The following is a 16,630-nucleotide window of genomic DNA, read 5'->3' on the forward strand; positions in this document are numbered from 1 at the left end:
ATAACGGTAAGACGAATTCCTGTTTAGTGTGCCATCAGGGCGCGTCCTGCTCGGCTCTGATTGGGCCTGCCAATGATGCCAGAAATCCACGCTCCCGTCGCGGCTAATTCACTTAGGGCTATCCCGCCCTCCAGAATCCGATTGCCAGTCTGGTCAACAATCGGCATACCCAGCCCATGCAGGAGATAAACCACTTCCTCAGTGGCGACATTGCCAGTCGCCCCACGGGCATAGGGGCAGCCACCCAGACCGGCGATAGAGGAATGGAAAATACGGATATCAGATTCCAAAGCGGCATAGATGTTCACCAGGGCTTGACCATAGGTGTCATGAAAATGCCCGGCTAACTGTGTTGCTGGCACCAGCTGCTGCGCCGCTGCAAACACTGCTTTGACGGCATTTGGCGTGGCGACCCCAATCGTGTCGGCAATATCAAATTCGGTGATCCCGAGCGGGATAAGCTGCTCAACCACGCGCACAACTTGGCTGGGGGCGATCGCCCCCGCATAGGGGCACCCAAAGGCGCAAGAAATGCTGGCGCGTAATCGCACGGCCTTGTGGGGGGGCTGCGCTTGGTTATGCTCAGCCAGACGAGCCACAATCGGTTCAAAACGGCGAATGCTTTCTTCAATCGAACAATTAATATTCTTTTGCGCAAAAGCCTCGGATGCCGCAGTGAATATCACCAATTCCTGCGCCCCAGCGTCAATGGCTACTTGTGCCCCCTGGAGGTTAGGGGTTAGGGCGCTAAAGCGGGCCTGTGCAGCGGCAGACTGGCTGGCCTGCAGTGCCACCAGGCGCGTCATCAATGCGTGATGGTCTGACATTTGTGGCACCCATTTTGGGGACACAAACGCCGTCGCTTCAATTTCGCGCAATCCCACTTGCAACAGGCGTTCAATCAACTGCAACTTAATGGTCGTATCAATAGGGGTCTTTTCATTTTGCAGGCCATCGCGCGGGCCTACTTCAATGACCCGCACTGCATCGCTCACCGGAAGACGTGGCGATTGATCCCCAGTTGGAGGAGAAACGGAATTATTCGTTGCAACATTTGAATGCATCATGCTTCCTCCGCCAAAGGGGTATGTTCGTTGACTGGACTCGTGGCAGCAGCGCTAAAGCGCAGGAGCTGCGCCCCATCTGCCACTTGCTCTCCCACCGCGCAGAGCCATTCATCCACTTGACCTGCGGTGGCGGCCCGTAGGGTATGTTCCATTTTCATCGCTTCCAGGACGAGTAATGGCGCTCCCGCTGCGACCGGTTGACCAATCGCCGCCAACAATGCCACGACCTTGCCTGGCATTGGGGCGCGTAAATTTTGCTCGCCAGCATGCCCCGCCTCTGCGCCTGCCTGAACGGCGCGGGGATCGAGATAGCGCAACGTGACGCCATCTTGTTCAGGATTGCCGGCGAGGTTGATTTTCCAGCCAGTCGCCGTCACAAAGAGTTGTGCTGTCACGGCTATCTCACCCCACTGCAATTGAATTTCCCAACCAGCAGGGTCCGTGTGCGTTGCCCCATAGAGCGGCTGAGTTTGATAATGCACGGCATGGCTAACCCCCGCGACCGCCATCTGAGGCAACCCAGCAATGGCAGGGTGCTGCCAAGCGGGGGCGGGGGCTAAGTAATCGACCTGGATTACTGGCCCGTCATTGTTCCCTTTTTGAACGCTGGCAAACTGCAGCGAACGCCATGCGGGACCTTGTATCCGCCATGCGGTTTTAGCGGCATACGGGCTGCGCGACGCTGTCTGCAAAGCATTGACGGCGCTTTCGGCTGACGCTTCATGAGTGAGCTGGGCGATGGTGGCCAATAGCCCATGCACAGTAGTCGCAACGGGTAGGCTCAAAAGATCGGCGGCATGGCGGGCAATAAAACCGGTATCAAGCTCGGCCTGGATAAACGCTGGGTGAGCGATCACACGACGTAAAAAGCGAGCATTTGTCTGCACCCCCACAACGTGCGTGTGCTTGAGCAGCACGGCGAGATTGGCCAGCGCCATCTCACGTGTTTCACCCCAGGCGATCAGCTTGGCAATCATGGGATCATAGAGTGGGGTAATGTCATTCCCGGCCTGCACCCCACTATCCACCCGCAACGCATAGTGATGCGTAAACTCCCCAACCGCCAACCCGCAGACAGCCGTGCTGGGTAATTGACAGTAAGTTAAATGCCCGATTGAGGGCAAAAAGTCGTGTTCAGGCTGCTCGGCATACAAGCGAGCCTCAATCGCGTGGCCGCGAATCGCCAACTGTGCCTGCTGACGCGGCAGCGGTTCACCCGCAGCGACCCGGAATTGCCACTCGACCAAGTCTAAACCCGTGATCATTTCTGTCACTGGGTGCTCGACTTGTAAACGGGTGTTCATTTCCATGAAATAAAATTCACCGCTTGGGGCGTAGATAAACTCGACGGTTCCTGCCCCAACGTAATTGACCGCTTTGGCCGCCGCCACCGCTGCTTGGCCCATGGCTTGCCGAATTGGCTCAGACAGATGGGGCGCGGGGGCTTCTTCCAACACCTTTTGGTGCCGCCGCTGAAGTGAGCAGTCGCGCTCGAACAAATACACGGCATTGCCTTGCTGGTCAGCGAAAACCTGGATTTCAATGTGGCGTGGCTTAACAATGTATTTTTCGATCAGTACTTTGTCATTGCCAAACGCATTTTTTGCCTCGCGCTGACAACTGGCAAGCGCAGCGGCAAAGTCAGCCGCGTTGTCAACAATGCGCATCCCTTTGCCACCGCCGCCTGCACTGGCTTTGATCAAAACGGGGTAGCCGATTTGCGCCGCTTCCCGCGCCAGTAAATCAGGGTCTTGCACTGCACCGTGATAGCCCGGCACTAAGGGAACCCCAGCCTGTGCCATTGTCGTTTTCGCCGCAGATTTGTCGCCCATTGCACGCATCGCCGCCGGCGATGGACCGATCAAGATCAGTCCGGCAGCCTGACAGGCTTCGGCAAAGTCAGGATTCTCAGACAAAAACCCATAGCCAGGGTGAATCGCCTGCGCGCCATAAGCGCGTGCAGCGGCAAGAATTTTTTCAGGCCGCAAGTAGCTGTCAGCAGGGCTCTCACCACCTAGGGGATAAGCGTCATCACACAGACGCACATGCCGCGCTTGACGATCTGCGTCTGAGAACACTGCCACCGTGCGCAAGCCAAGCCGCTTTGCTGTCTTAGCAATGCGGCAAGCAATCTCGCCGCGGTTAGCAATTAATACAGTGTGAAAAGTTGGCATCATCAAGAACCCAGTTTGTCAGTCATACAAGCAAGTATCAGCGCGTCATTCCAACTGCGCAGCGTGAATTAGGGTGCGCTGGCTTCTTTACCCGGTAATTTTCGGTACCCAGCTCGGTTTACGTTTTTCCAAAAACGCCCGGATTCCTTCTTGCGCTTCTGGCCCTCGGCGAATTTGCGCAATATGCTGTGCGGTCTCTGCACGCAGGGTGTCATCCAGCTCACGGCCACGTTGCATTTGAATTAATTGCTTCGCTTGGGCAACGGCATGGGGGCCATTCAACAAAATATGATTGAGCAAACTATCAATCGCATCATCTAGCTCTTCGGCACTGGTGACCGCATGGACCAATTGGATACGATGCGCTTCACTGGCGCTGAATCTTTCTGCGGTCAGAAAATAACGGTGCGCCATCCGGGGGCCTATCGCATTGATCACATAAGGGCTAATGGTGGCCGGAATCAGCCCTAGTTTTGCTTCACTCAGCGCAAACAGCAAACCATCCTGTGCCACCGCGATATCGCAAGCCGCAACCAAGCCAACGCCGCCCCCAAAGGTATGCCCATGCACACGGGCAATCACAGGCTTGGGGCAGATATAAATTGCATGCAGCATATCCGCCAGAGCCTGCGCATCTTGGCGATTGGTTTCTTCGTCGGCATCGGCCATGCGGCGCATCCAAGCCAGATCGGCCCCCGCACAAAAGGCATCGCCTTTGGCCGCCAAGACCACGGCACGAACCCGCTGATCGGCCTGCATCCCCAGTATTGCTTGATGTAAGTCTGCAATCATCTGGTCATTAAAGGCATTCTTCTGTTCTGGCCGATTCAACCAGATCACGCCGATTTCTTGAATGTGTTCAACCAATAACGTGGCGAAGTTAGACTGTCCCATTATTTACCTCCCCCTTCTTGGGGTGTGCTCGTTTTTGGTGGAGTCCAGACAATATTGTTATCAACCGCGTACAACACGCAATCACTGGCATTACGCGCGCAACTGGCCATGGCTCGGGCTTGCGCATTCTCGCCGGTCGCCCATCCCCAGGCACCGTTCTGACCAAGCGCAAAAGCACGCGGCGTCGGTTTAGATAAAAACTCTTGATACCCTTGCCGCCCAGAGTCACGGATAAACGGAACGGCGCTGATATTCGCTAATTGATTGACTGGTTTAGCCGTTGGCACCAAAGGTAAGGGTTGCACAACGCGTTTTTGCGCTGAGAAGTTTTTACCCGGTGCAATTAATTGCTGTGCCCATTCAATCACACCCTGTTTCTGCAAGTCGTCTTGCGTAAAATTTGTTGATAACCCGAAGGAAGAGAGCGGAACAAAGAACTCTATTCGCCCAAAATCACCTTGCTGGTGATTAGAGTATCCAATCAGGATAAACTCATTGGGTAAATCTATGTTTTTGGATTTAACCCAAGACATAAGTGATTTACCACTGGCACTATTCTCAAAGTCATTGGCCCGGAAAGTGCTGATATAGAGACATTCGGGAAAGCGATAATGCCAAACAGCGTTAGCTAGCCGCTGATAGTAAACAGCTTGTTTACTTGCAGGTGTACAGCTACTAATTGATTCATTGACATCCCATACCGTTGAATGACTCCCTTCAATTAATAAAATCGCGGCAATCCCATTTGTCTCGGTCGGTTTGGCGGCGAGCCCTAAAATACTCTCTGCTGTATAAAATCGAGCAGTTTTAACCACGCGCTCCTGGCCGGCGATCACCCAGCCGGAATCTACTTCGACGGGTTTTCTGCCTGCGCGAATTACGTTATCAGAAACGGATTGACCTACCGTACTGCGATGTAAATCTGTCGCACCTACATACTGTATGAACAATAAGATTCCTATACCCAAGCAATGCTTAAATATTTTTTTTACTGGTCCGGTAATCGCTCGCATTTTCAACTCCCTCTCTATTTTTGATTACTCAATATTTACATTCTAAAAACGCCGAAACTTGTCTCTGCTATCGGTGCGTGAGCACAAGCGGCTAAGCTCATCGCCAAGACTTGGCGGGTATCAGCAGGGTCAATAATGCCATCATCCCACAGTCTTGCACTGGCATAATAGCTGTGCGATTGCTCGGCAAACTGCTGGCGAATGGGGGCTTTGAAGTCGGCTTCCTCTTGTGGGCTCATGGCTTTACCCTGTTTCTGCAAGATCTCCTGACGTACCGTTGCCAAGACACTGGCAGCTTGTTCACCGCCCATTACACTGATTCTGGCATTCGGCCACATCCAGACAAAACGCGGGTTGTAGGCGCGCCCACACATCCCATAATTACCCGCGCCAAATGAGCCGCCGATAATCACGGTAATTTTTGGCACTTGCGCACAGGCAACCGCATGCACCATCTTGGCACCGTGCTTGGCAATACCTTCATTTTCGTATTTCTTGCCGACCATAAAGCCAGTAATATTTTGCAGAAATATGAGGGGGATTTTTCGTTGGCAACATAGCTCAATAAAATGAGCGCCTTTGAGTGCTGATTCGGAAAATAAAATACCGTTATTGCCAATAATGCCTACTGGCATCCCCTCAATATGGGCAAAGCCACAGACAAGGGTGGTGCCATAGCGCGCCTTGAATTCATCAAACTCACTGGCATCGACAATCCGTGCGATGACTTCGCGAATATCAAATGGCTGCTTGGTATCCGCCGGAATAATGCCGTACAGCTCCTCAGCGGGGTACAGTGGTGAGCGTGGGGCGCGCAGCGACTGCTGGGGAATCGCCTGTGCCGAACGGTAATGGAGACTCGCTACCGCTTGGCGTGCTAGCGCCAAGGCATGGGTATCATCTTCAGCCAAGTAGTCAACCACCCCAGAGAGGCGGGTGTGTACATCGCCCCCTCCCAATGCCTCTGCGGTAACGACCTCGCCGGTTGCCGCATGCACCAGCGGGGGGCCGCCTAAAAATATGGTTCCTTGTTCTTTGACAATAATTGACACATCACTCATGGCGGGGACATAGGCACCACCTGCAGTGCAAGAGCCCATCACCACGGCAATCTGTGGAATGCCTTGGGCACTCATATTGGCCATGTTGAAAAAAATCCGGCCAAAATGTTCTTTATCCGGAAATACCTCGTCTTGCATTGGTAAATTCGCCCCCCCTGAATCCACCAGATACAAACATGGCAAACGATTTTGAGCAGCAATTTCCTGCGCCCGTAAATGTTTTTTAACCGTTAGGGGATAGTAGCTGCCCCCCTTCACAGTGGCGTCATTGGCGACGATCATACAGTCGATACCTGCAATACGTCCGACCCCCCCAACCGTACCGGCACACGGGGCATCATTGCCATAGACGTTATACGCAGCCATGCTGCCAATTTCGAGGAAAGGTGCGCCAGGGTCCAGCAATTGCATGATTCTGTCGCGCACCAAGAGCTTGCCGCGTGCCAGGTGCTTTTCTCGCGCCACCTGACCGCCGCCTTGGCTGATTTCCTGAACAATACGCCGCCAGTCCGAAACCTGCGCCATTAGCGCGCTGTAGTTTTCTTGGTAAGCTGCACTGCGTGGATTTATTTGGGTCGTTAACTGCATACAATCCTCGTAAGAAATAGGGGGCAACAAGCGATCAAAAGCGTCTTACCATGACAGTGAATGGCCCAAGTGGTTTTTGTAGCAACCACTATCTGCGAGGCTTAATCCTGCAATGACTTGACGCAACCCTTGCACACTGTCAGCCACCTCAAGCGTTGCCTGAGGCCCACCCATGTCGGTTTTCACCCAACCAGGGCAGAGCGCCGCAAACGTGACTGCAGGATAATCAAACGCGGCACTGCGAATGGCCATATTGAGCGCCGCTTTACTGACGCGATACAGCCAATTCGCACTACTCTGGGCCTCGGCAATTGAGCCCATGCCGCTGGAAATCGCTATCCATTTACCATGCTGATTCGCTAATTTCGGCGCCAGGCAGGGCAGTAACTGCATCATGCCCAGCACATTCGTATGCATGACCAGATCGAACTCTGCCTGCGTCGGCACTGCTGTTGCTGGACCACGACTGAGGATACCGGCCACATAAATCACGAGATCATATTGCTCACCCGCAAGCACCCATTCCATACTCATAATGCTGCTGGGGAGTGTGACGTCTAATTTCAGTGGCTTTGCCCCAAGGCTTTGTAACTGCGGTAAGTCGGCCTCACGCCGAGCGGTCGCAGTGACATGCCAACCATCGGCTAAATAGCGTTGCGTTAAACCCAAACCGATTCCCCGGGTAGCGCCGATGATCAGTGCTCGCATGCGGTTATCTCTCTTTCTGGTCAGGGTTAAGCAGCGGGGAGTAATTCAAGCGCAATGGCGGTTGCCTCACCGCCGCCGATACAGAGGCTGGCAATGCCGCGCTTCAAACCACGTTGTTGAAGCGCATGAATTAAGGTGACTAAAATACGGGCGCCGCTTGCCCCAATCGGGTGCCCTAAAGCACAGGCCCCACCCCACACATTGACTTGCTCATCGGCCAGGCCGAAATGTGTTTGCGCCGCCATCGTCACTACCGCGAACGCCTCATTAATCTCATATAAATCAACTTCATGCGCAGCCCAACCCGCGCGGGCTAGTACCGCCTGGATAGCCCCAATCGGTGCCGTAGTGAATTTTTCTGGCGCTTGTGCGTAAGTCGCATGAGCAACTATCCGTGCTAAGCCAACCTGCCCTAATGCACGCGCTTGCGCCGCCGACAATAACCAGAGCGCGGCTGCACCATCAGAGATAGATGAGGCATTGGCGGCGGTAATCGTGCCATTGGCACGAAAGGCTGGGCGTAACTGCGATACTTTATCGAGCTTTGCACGCCGTGGTCCTTCATCCGTTGCAATCGTTTCAGGGCCAGCGCCTGGTGGTATCAATGGAATAATTTCTGGCGCAAACCAACCTGACTGAGTGGCGGTTTGCGCCCGTGTGGTGGAGCGTATGGCGAAGTGATCTTGCTGTGCACGGGTAAAGCCAAATTCATCCGCGCACTGCTCTGCGAACCAGCCCATCAGGTAGCGATTCCCTTGCTCGTCACGCGCATAGGCATCTTCCAAGCCATCAAAGAATAGATGATCAATCAACTGACTATGCCCTAAACGTAACCCCTGTCTGGCCTTAGGGGTCAGGTAAGGGGCCTGACTCATGCTTTCCATGCCACCAGCCAGCGCACTGTTTAGGCTCCCTGCACGAATTTGGTCATGCGCCAGAATCACCGCCTGCATCCCAGAACCACACATTTTATTGATCGTGGTGCAAGCCACATGCTGCCCCAACCCCGCCGCCAAAGCGGCTTGGCGGGCAGGGGCTTGACCAAGGCCCGCCGGCAACACGCAACCCAGCGTTACCTGCTGCACTGAGTGAGTCAAGGGTGGCGCGGCCGAGATCATGCCCGCTATTGCCTGCGCGGCGAGCTCTGGCGCACGATACCTTGCCAACTCGCCCTGAAAAGCCCCAATCGGGGTGCGCTTGGCAGCGGCAATCCAGACCTCATTTAGCATAGTGGCTCCTGATTAACGGGCTGCGCAAATTGATGTTTGAAGCGCAACTCGCGCGGATAGGGAAAAATGTTCGGCATGTGTCCTTGCAAAATCGCGCGCTGGCGGGCAGTCCAGTAATCGGCATCTAATAAATCAGCATGATGGCGCATAAAGAGACGACGAATCTTCGGGTCACCGAGCAGGAAGGCTGCAAACTCTTCCGGGAAAATATCGTTTGGCCCAACCGCGTACCAGGGCTCGCTGGCCATTTCAGCCTCTGGGTTTGGCGCTGGGGGGATGCGACGAAATTGGCACTCAGTCATGTACTGGATCTCGTCATAGTCATAAAAGACGACCCGTTCTAATGGTGTGACGCCAAAGTTTTTCCACAACATATCGCCCGGAAAAATATTAGCGGCGGCCAGTTCTTTGATCGCTAAGCCGTATTCCAATACGGCACGCTCACGTTCTTGCTCGTTTGCATGCTGCAGGTAAAGATTGAGCGGTACCATGCGCCGTTCGATATAGACATGGGCTAAATGAACCGCATCACCCTCCACCGTGACGGTACCCGGCACATCGCGTAAAAGCTCCTCGATCAGCGCTGGCGCAAAACGCTCACGCGGCAGGGCCACATGCGAGTATTCCCAAGTATCAGCCATCCGACCAACGCGGTCGTGTTGCTTAACGAGTTGATATTTCCCTTTGATGTGTGCCGTGCTGACGTCTTTACGTCGTTGTACCCCCTCTTTGATCAATTTAAATACATAGGGGTAAGAAGGGAGGGTGAATACCGCCATCACCAGACCACGGATGCCGGGAGCGGTCATAAACTGATCTGTGGAGTGGCGGAGGTGATAGAGCAAATCGCGGTAAAAGAGGCTCTTACCATGCTTTTGTAAACCCAGCATCGAATAGAGCTCTGCCTTGGGCTTGGTTGGCAGCAGTTGCTGTAAAAATTCAACATAAGCACTCGGCACTTGCATATCCACTAAAAAATAGGCCCGTGCGAAACTGAATAAACGCGCTAACTGTTCGGACTCCATCAGGAGCGTATCGATATATATTTGGCCGCGCTGATCGCACAAGAGCGGCACTGCAAACGGCCACACTTGATGACCATTCACAAAACGGCCAATCAGGTATGCGCCTTTGTTCCGAAAAAAGAGGCTGGATAAGACTTGTAACTGGCAATCTTGATCCAGATGAAACGGTCGAGGTAAATAGTACCTGGCCGCCTTAATCAGGCGTTGAATATCGCGCTCGACATCGACAAAGGGGCAAGCCAGCCCGCAATCAATCAGTAACTGCCGTAGGGTGCGACGCCATCCCTGCGTCAGCGGGTAGTAACTCCTATAAGCCGGTGGCTCAGCGTCCAAGTGTTCAGTCGATACGGCAGGCCGGACAAAGATGTAGTCATTATTAAAATAATTACGGTGCAAAATCCGGCAGGTCACCGAATTAAAAAACGTTTCCGCACACTCTGGCTGCTTATGGGCTTGCAATAACCCGACATAGTGCTGCTTGACATCTTGCCAATCTGCGTCATCCAACTGTTCGGCATTAAAGTCCGCAAGGATGTTTGCCACCGCTTCTTGTACCCGCAGATCATAGTAAGCAATCCGTTCACTCGATAGTCGCCGTAGCCCAACCCAGTCGCCAGCCTCAAAGCGCGCCTTGGCGAGCTGCGCTGCGTAACGGAATAGGCCGTAGTGACGATCAAAGCCCGCGAGTATGGCGCGGGCGATTTGGTGGGTAAAGGAATGCCGGCTGGTCATCAGGGGTGGATTTCGCTTAGCGGGTTTCCGCAAACAGCTCGCGGCCAATCAGCATGCGACGAATCTCGCTCGTGCCAGCCCCAATTTCATATAGCTTGGCATCACGCCACAAACGCCCTGTCGGGTATTCGTTAATATACCCATTACCGCCCAAAATCTGGATGGCTTCACCGGCCATCCAAGTGGCCTTTTCAGCAGCATAGAGAATTGCGCCAGCACAGTCCTTTCGCAAACGCCGTAATACCGCTGGCTGACCGCTACTGGCCGCCTTATCGCAAGCCTTGCCAACCTGATAGACATACGCACTACAGGCCATTTGGGTTGTATACATATCGGCCAATTTTCCCTGGATCAATTGAAATTCGCCTATCGCTTGCCCAAACTGCTCGCGGCTGTGTACATACGGTAGCACCACATCCATACAGGCCGCCATAATGCCCAGCGGGCCTGCAGAGAGAACGGCCCGCTCGAAATCGAGGCCAGACATCAGTACCCGCACGCCACCCCCGACTTCACCCAAGACATTTTCTAACGGTACTCGGCAATCTTGGAACACCAATTCACCGGTGTGCGAACCTCGCATCCCTAATTTATCGAGCTTTTGCGCGACACTAAAGCCTGGGAAGCTTTTCTCAATGATGAAGGCAGTAATACCCTGGGCCCCTGCACTAGGGTCGGTTTTGGCATAAACAATCAACACATCAGCATCCGGGCCGTTGGTGATCCACATTTTGCTGCCATTGAGTAGGTAATGATCGGCTTTTTTATCCGCCCGTAACCGCATCGAAACGACATCCGATCCGGCATTTGGCTCACTCATCGCCAACGCGCCAATATGTTCCCCACTGATCAGTTTTGGTAGATAGCGGGTTTTCTGACTCGCACTACCGTTGCGGCGCAATTGGTTCACACATAAATTCGAATGTGCGCCGTATGACAAGCCAACCGCGGCAGAAGCACGAGAAATTTCTTCTAGGGCGATCATATGGGCCAAATACCCTAAACCCGTACCCCCCCATTCTTCCTCTACGGTAATTCCCAGTAACCCCAACGCCCCTAATTTGGGCCATAAGTCCATTGGAAATTGATCGGTATGATCTATCTGCGCAGCTCGGGGAGCAATTTCTTCCTGGGCGAATTGGCGCACACTGTCGCGCAACATCACGAGTGTCTCATCCCATTCGAAATCGAGCCCGGGTAACGGCATAGACATAATTTTCTCCTCTATTGGCGATCTAAGGATCGCCTGATGCAGCGCGATTTAACAATATCCCAGATTACACGGGCTCTACAGCATGGCGAAATAAGTCACAGAAAAGGGGATTGCTTAACAGCTCTTTAAGTTTACGTTTGCGTAAACGTAAAGTCAACATCAATGGTAACTTATCGACGCTTTTGTCGTTGCGACAGAAGACGTTCGCATTCCGCTTGCATCGTTTGTATCTCACTTAAGGTTGCTTGTAGATCACTGAGCTGTGCACTCAACGCTTGCGCCTGCTGTTGCAGCACAACCTGCAAACGTTTTAATTGCGGCAAGGTATCTTTAGGCGACTCATACATGTCAATGAGTTCGCGAATTTGCCCCAACGACAACCCCAACCGCTTGCCACGCAGCGTTAATTTCAAACGCGCCCGATCGCGGACGCTGTAGAGCCGTCGCGTGCCCTCTCGCTGCGGCGCAACAATGCCGTGGTCTTCATAAAAACGCAGGGCACGCGGGGTCAGGTCAAATTCAGCGGCTAGTTGGGAGATGCTGAAAATACTGGATTGCTCGTGTGTCTCAGCGCCGACTGTGTGTGCGCCTTGTTTAGTTTTACGTGTTGGAGGTATGCTCGCCGAAGTCGGCTTTTTACGGCGTGCGCTGGGGTTGAATGCGGTCATTATCGACACTTTCTATCAACAAGAAGTCAGTCAACGTATATTATGTTTGAAGCCCTTGTTAATGCAACAGTACTCGACTGCGATGAATCCACTCTTGGCAATTCCTGAGACTATCCCCGAGATGAGTGATCGGGCTTTACATTATCCTGATATCGCCCCGCCCAGCTCGGGCGAGTGGAGCGCCATTGCGCCAGGATTCTATTGGCTCAGAATGCCGTTACCGTTTGCTTTAAACCACATTAATTTATGGCTGATTCGTGATCACTACGACGGGCGAGAGGGTTACACCCTGATTGATACCGGCATTCATGATGCAACGACTCAACAATGCTGGGAAGGATTGATTGCGCAACGCTTAGAGGGACTCCCAATCATTCGGGTTATTTGTACTCACCTCCACCCTGATCATATCGGTCTCGCGGCTTGGTTGTGTGAGCGATTTAATTGTCCCCTATGGATGAGTGCCAGTGAGTATGGACTGGGCAGGCTGCTGTCGCTGGGCGTACCGGGCACCGATACAGCAAGCCTTTGCCAACATTTTGCCCGTCATGGTATGCAAGCACCCGCCAGGCAAGCTGAGCTGCAGGCGCGTGGCGAACACTTTCAGCGCTATGTCCCGACCCTACCAACTAGCTATATTCGGATTGAGGCTGGGCAGCGCCTGGTAATCGGCGGACATCATTGGCGTGTGCTGATTGGACGCGGTCACTCGCCAGAGCATGTCAGCCTCTATTGCGAGGACTTGGCGCTGTTAATTGCAGGAGATATGTTGCTTCCTCGAATTTCTACCAATCTCAGTGTCTTTGCACTGGAACCAGAAGCCAATCCAATCCCTCAATTTCTCGATTCCATCGCCCATTACTCCGAGCTACCCGCGACAACACTGGTGTTACCCGCACATGGATTACCGTTTCAAGGAATGCATACACGGATTGAACAACTCAAGATCCATCATGCCTTACGATTACGCGAAGTACTGGCCGAGTGCGCCACGCCGCAATCGGCATACAGCATTACGGCAAGTATGTTTAAGCGCCCACTGGATGCACATCAACTCACTTTTGCGATTGGCGAGGCGCTCGCTCACCTGCACTGTTTGTGGCAACTCGGCGCCTTAAGGCGCGAGCAAGATCAGCACGGTCAGATACGCTTTGTCTGTCAATAACGGTCCCAACGGCAACAAGCCCTCTGCCACGTTGAAACAGGGCTAACTCTGAATCAATTTCCGATGCCGATGGATGCTCATCAAAATGCCAGCCCCCAAGCCCAGCGTCACAAACGCGGTTCCACCATAACTGATAAGGGGTAGTGGCACCCCAACAACTGGCAAAATGCCGCTCACCATCCCCATGTTGACAAAGGCATAGGCAAAGAAAATCAATGCGATGGCGCCCGCTAGTAAGCGGGTAAAGAGTGTCGGCGCACTGGCGGCAATCATCAATGCCCGCGCCACGAACATGGTGTAAAAGAGAAGTAATAGCAAGCAGCCCACCAAGCCAAGCTCTTCGGCATAGACCGCAAAGATAAAGTCAGTCGTGCGCTCAGGAATGAACTCCAAGTGGGTTTGCGTACCTTTCATCAGCCCTTTTCCGGCCATGCCGCCCGAGCCTACCGCAATGGTCGATTGAATCGTATGAAACCCTTTGCCACGAGGATCCGTCGTTGGGTCCAAGAGCGTACAGACCCGGTGTTTCTGATAATCGTGCAAAACATACCAGGCCACATCAGGCTGACAGATTTTTTCTTTACTAACGATCAGGGCGGTAATCCCAATCGCCATGCCGAGTACTACCACGACGATTAAGCGCCAACTTAACCCGGCAAAATAAATCACGGCAAGGCCAGCCGCAGCAACCAACAATGCGGTGCCTAAATCGGGCTGTTTGGCAATTAACGCGGTAGGAACCAACAAAATGACAGCAGCAATGATGAAATCCCACCAATGCGTCATGGATTCGCGCTTATGAAAATACCAAGCCAACATCAAGGGCATCGCAATTTTCATGATCTCGGAAGGTTGGATGCGGGTGACCCCAATATGCAACCAGCGCCGTGCGCCCTTGGAAATGTCGCCAAACAGCGCAACAGCAATCAGCAGCAGCAAGCCGATTAAGTAAATCGGTACGGCAGAACGCATCAACATAATGGGGGTGACATTCGCCACGACCCACATAACCGCAACGGCGATCAATAAGTTTCTTAAAACGTCGGCATAGCGCCCAGGAAAATCATAGGAAGCAGAATATTGAATGATTAATCCCGCGCCCGCAATAAGAGCAAGGCAGGTTAGCAAAGGCAAATCAAATACATTGATATAGGGCATGACCCGTTGCCAGATTGGTAGTTTAGTCACCACTCACCTCCACGACCGGCGCGGCAGCTGCCTTGCCATTAGCCACCGCCGGTGGTTTCTTGCCCAGCAACCAATAATCAAAGACTTGACGAGCGATCGGTGCCGCAGCCTGCGCCCCAAACCCGCCGTTTTCGACGATGACAGCCAGGGCAATTTTAGGCTCATCGGCCGGCGCGAAAGCCATATACAACGCATGATCATGGAAGTGTGAAGCAATTTTCTTGGCATCATATTTTTCACCCTGCTTGATCGCAATCACCTGCGCGGTTCCCGTCTTCCCGGCTGACACGTATTCTGTCCCGGCAAAGGCACGGGCCGAAGTTCCTTCGCGCGTCACGCCAATCAGCGCCTTACGAATAACCTCTAGATTTTCTTCTTTGAGCGGAATCCGGTAACTTTCTTTGGGCACCGTTAATTGCTTTTCACCCGTACGGATATTCTCAATCATCTTGACTAAATGCGGTTTCATCACGATGCCACTGTTGGCCAGTGTGGACGTCGCGTGCGCCAACTGCAAAATCGTAAACGCGTTGTAACCCTGCCCAATGCCAACACTGATGGTCTCGCCATCGTACCAGCGCTGTTGTTCTTTGCGTTTATAGGCTTTCCGTTTCCATTCCGGCGATGGCAAGATACCGCGCTTTTCGCCATCCAGGTCAATCCCCGTAATCTGCCCAAAACCGAAGGGCTGCATAAAATCATGAATCGCCTGTATCCCCATATCGCGGGCTAGCAAGTAATAGTAAGTGTCGCAAGAAACCACGATTGATTTATACATATCAACGTAGCCATGCCCACCCTCTTTATCATCGCGGAAACGGTGATTCCCAAACTGAAAAAAGCCAGGGTCGGCAATCGCCTGACTGGCGGTGCGCTTACCCAGCTCAAGTGCAGCCAGGGCCATAAAAGGTTTGTAGGTGGACCCAATTGGGTAGGTTCCTGACAACGGTCGATTTAGCAAAGGTCGATCTGGTGACTCATTCAGGGCTTTCCAGTTTTCTACATCAATGCCATCAACAAACAGATTGGGATCAAAGGTTGGCTTCGATACAAACGCCAGAATATCCCCCGTTTTTGGTTCAATCGCTACCAAGGCCCCTTTGCGGTCGCCAAACGCCTGCTCGGCAAGCTCTTGTAAGCGCACATCAATCGACAAAATCAGGTTGTTTCCTGGCTGCGCCGGCGAGCGTGAGAGCGTTCGAATGGCCCGCCCCCCCGCGCTGACCTCCACTTCTTCGTATCCGGTCAGGCCATGCAACTCCTTCTCGTAACGTTTCTCCAGCCCCTCTTTACCGATATATTCGGTTCCCGCATAGTTCTCTGCATCTTCCCACTCTTCTATGCGCTGTTTGTCTTTTTGTGAAATGCGCCCAATGTAGCCAATCACGTGAGACGCGATTTCTCCCAAGGGATAATCGCGAAAGAGACGCGCTTTGATATCTACGCCAGGAAACCGATAGCGGTGCGCAGCAAAGCGGGCGACTTCCTCATCGCTTAATCGCGTTCGAATCGGTAAGCTTTCAAAGCTCTTGGATTCCTCAAGCATTTTTTTGAAACGCTTGCGATCTCGCGCTTGGATTTCGATAATCTTGGCGAGTTCATCAATCACATATTCGAGCTCATCGGCTAGCTTGGACGGCGTAATCTCAAGGGTATAGGCAGAATAATTACGGGCCAACACGACGCCGTTACGATCCAAAATTAAGCCACGATTGGGCGTAATGGGTACGATTGAAATACGGTTATCTTCCGCTTGTGCTTTGTAATCTTCATATCGAACCACTTGCAAATAAACAAAGCGGGCGATGAGTAATGAAAAACAAAAACAAACGAAACCCAGCGCCACCAGTGCGCGAAACCGAAAGCGCTGGAGTTGTTCGGCAAGCTGCCCTAGATCAGTCATTG

13 protein-coding genes are annotated in these 16,630 nt (G+C 52.9%); 1 reads left to right on the forward strand and 12 read right to left on the reverse strand.

Going from position 1 to position 16,630, the window contains the following annotated elements; translation table 11 throughout:
* Positions 1-23: 23 nt before the first annotated feature.
* From DU000_RS07215 to DU000_RS07260, 10 genes are all read right to left on the reverse strand, one after another.
* The gene (locus DU000_RS07215; protein ID WP_240001823.1) at positions 24-1,067 is read right to left on the reverse strand and encodes a hydroxymethylglutaryl-CoA lyase; all 1,044 of its coding nucleotides are present in this window, start codon (positions 1,065-1,067) and stop codon (positions 24-26) included.
* Entirely contained in the window at positions 1,064-3,244 is a 2,181-nt protein-coding gene (locus DU000_RS07220; protein ID WP_205074028.1) for an acetyl/propionyl/methylcrotonyl-CoA carboxylase subunit alpha, read from the reverse strand. Before DU000_RS07220 ends, DU000_RS07215 begins: the two co-directional genes overlap by 4 nt.
* Positions 3,245-3,328: 84 nt before the next feature.
* Complete coding sequence (locus DU000_RS07225) at positions 3,329-4,135, reverse strand: enoyl-CoA hydratase/isomerase family protein (protein ID WP_114402672.1); 807 nt, start codon at positions 4,133-4,135, stop codon at positions 3,329-3,331.
* On the reverse strand, positions 4,135-5,085 hold the full coding sequence (locus DU000_RS07230; protein ID WP_147266976.1) for a hypothetical protein: 951 nt from the start codon (positions 5,083-5,085) through the stop codon (positions 4,135-4,137). Before DU000_RS07230 ends, DU000_RS07225 begins: the two co-directional genes overlap by 1 nt.
* Before the next feature lie 98 nt (positions 5,086-5,183).
* Positions 5,184-6,797, reverse strand: a complete 1,614-nt coding sequence (locus tag DU000_RS07235) for a carboxyl transferase domain-containing protein (RefSeq protein WP_114402674.1) — start codon at positions 6,795-6,797, stop codon at positions 5,184-5,186.
* Between the two features lie 45 nt (positions 6,798-6,842).
* Positions 6,843-7,505 (reverse strand): SDR family oxidoreductase, encoded by a 663-nt coding sequence (locus tag DU000_RS07240; RefSeq protein WP_114402675.1) that lies wholly within the window; start codon positions 7,503-7,505, stop codon positions 6,843-6,845.
* A 26-nt stretch (positions 7,506-7,531) separates the two neighbouring features.
* Complete coding sequence (locus DU000_RS07245) at positions 7,532-8,734, reverse strand: acetyl-CoA C-acyltransferase (RefSeq protein WP_114402676.1); 1,203 nt, start codon at positions 8,732-8,734, stop codon at positions 7,532-7,534.
* On the reverse strand, positions 8,728-10,491 hold the full coding sequence (gene aceK / locus DU000_RS07250; RefSeq protein ID WP_114402677.1) for a bifunctional isocitrate dehydrogenase kinase/phosphatase: 1,764 nt from the start codon (positions 10,489-10,491) through the stop codon (positions 8,728-8,730). Before aceK ends, DU000_RS07245 begins: the two co-directional genes overlap by 7 nt.
* Positions 10,492-10,507: 16 nt before the next feature.
* The gene (locus DU000_RS07255) at positions 10,508-11,698 is read right to left on the reverse strand and encodes an isovaleryl-CoA dehydrogenase (RefSeq protein ID WP_114402808.1); all 1,191 of its coding nucleotides are present in this window, start codon (positions 11,696-11,698) and stop codon (positions 10,508-10,510) included.
* Between the two features lie 176 nt (positions 11,699-11,874).
* Positions 11,875-12,372 (reverse strand): MerR family transcriptional regulator, encoded by a 498-nt coding sequence (locus DU000_RS07260; protein WP_114402678.1) that lies wholly within the window; start codon positions 12,370-12,372, stop codon positions 11,875-11,877.
* A 121-nt stretch (positions 12,373-12,493) separates the two neighbouring features.
* Here DU000_RS07260 and DU000_RS07265 point away from each other — a divergent pair, with 121 nt between their 5' ends.
* Positions 12,494-13,537, forward strand: coding sequence for an MBL fold metallo-hydrolase (locus DU000_RS07265; RefSeq protein ID WP_420812127.1), 1,044 nt, complete (start codon positions 12,494-12,496; stop codon positions 13,535-13,537).
* A 42-nt stretch (positions 13,538-13,579) separates the two neighbouring features.
* Here DU000_RS07265 and rodA read toward each other — a convergent pair whose 3' ends face one another.
* Entirely contained in the window at positions 13,580-14,695 is a 1,116-nt protein-coding gene (rodA, locus tag DU000_RS07270) for a rod shape-determining protein RodA (protein WP_114402680.1), read from the reverse strand.
* A gap of 22 nt (positions 14,696-14,717) precedes the next feature.
* Positions 14,718-16,628 (reverse strand): penicillin-binding protein 2, encoded by a 1,911-nt coding sequence (gene mrdA, locus DU000_RS07275; RefSeq protein ID WP_114402681.1) that lies wholly within the window; start codon positions 16,626-16,628, stop codon positions 14,718-14,720.
* Positions 16,629-16,630: the final 2 nt, after the last annotated feature.

It is taken from the genome of Parvibium lacunae (assembly GCF_003335215.1).
Classification (GTDB): domain Bacteria; phylum Pseudomonadota; class Gammaproteobacteria; order Burkholderiales; family Burkholderiaceae_D; genus Parvibium; species Parvibium lacunae.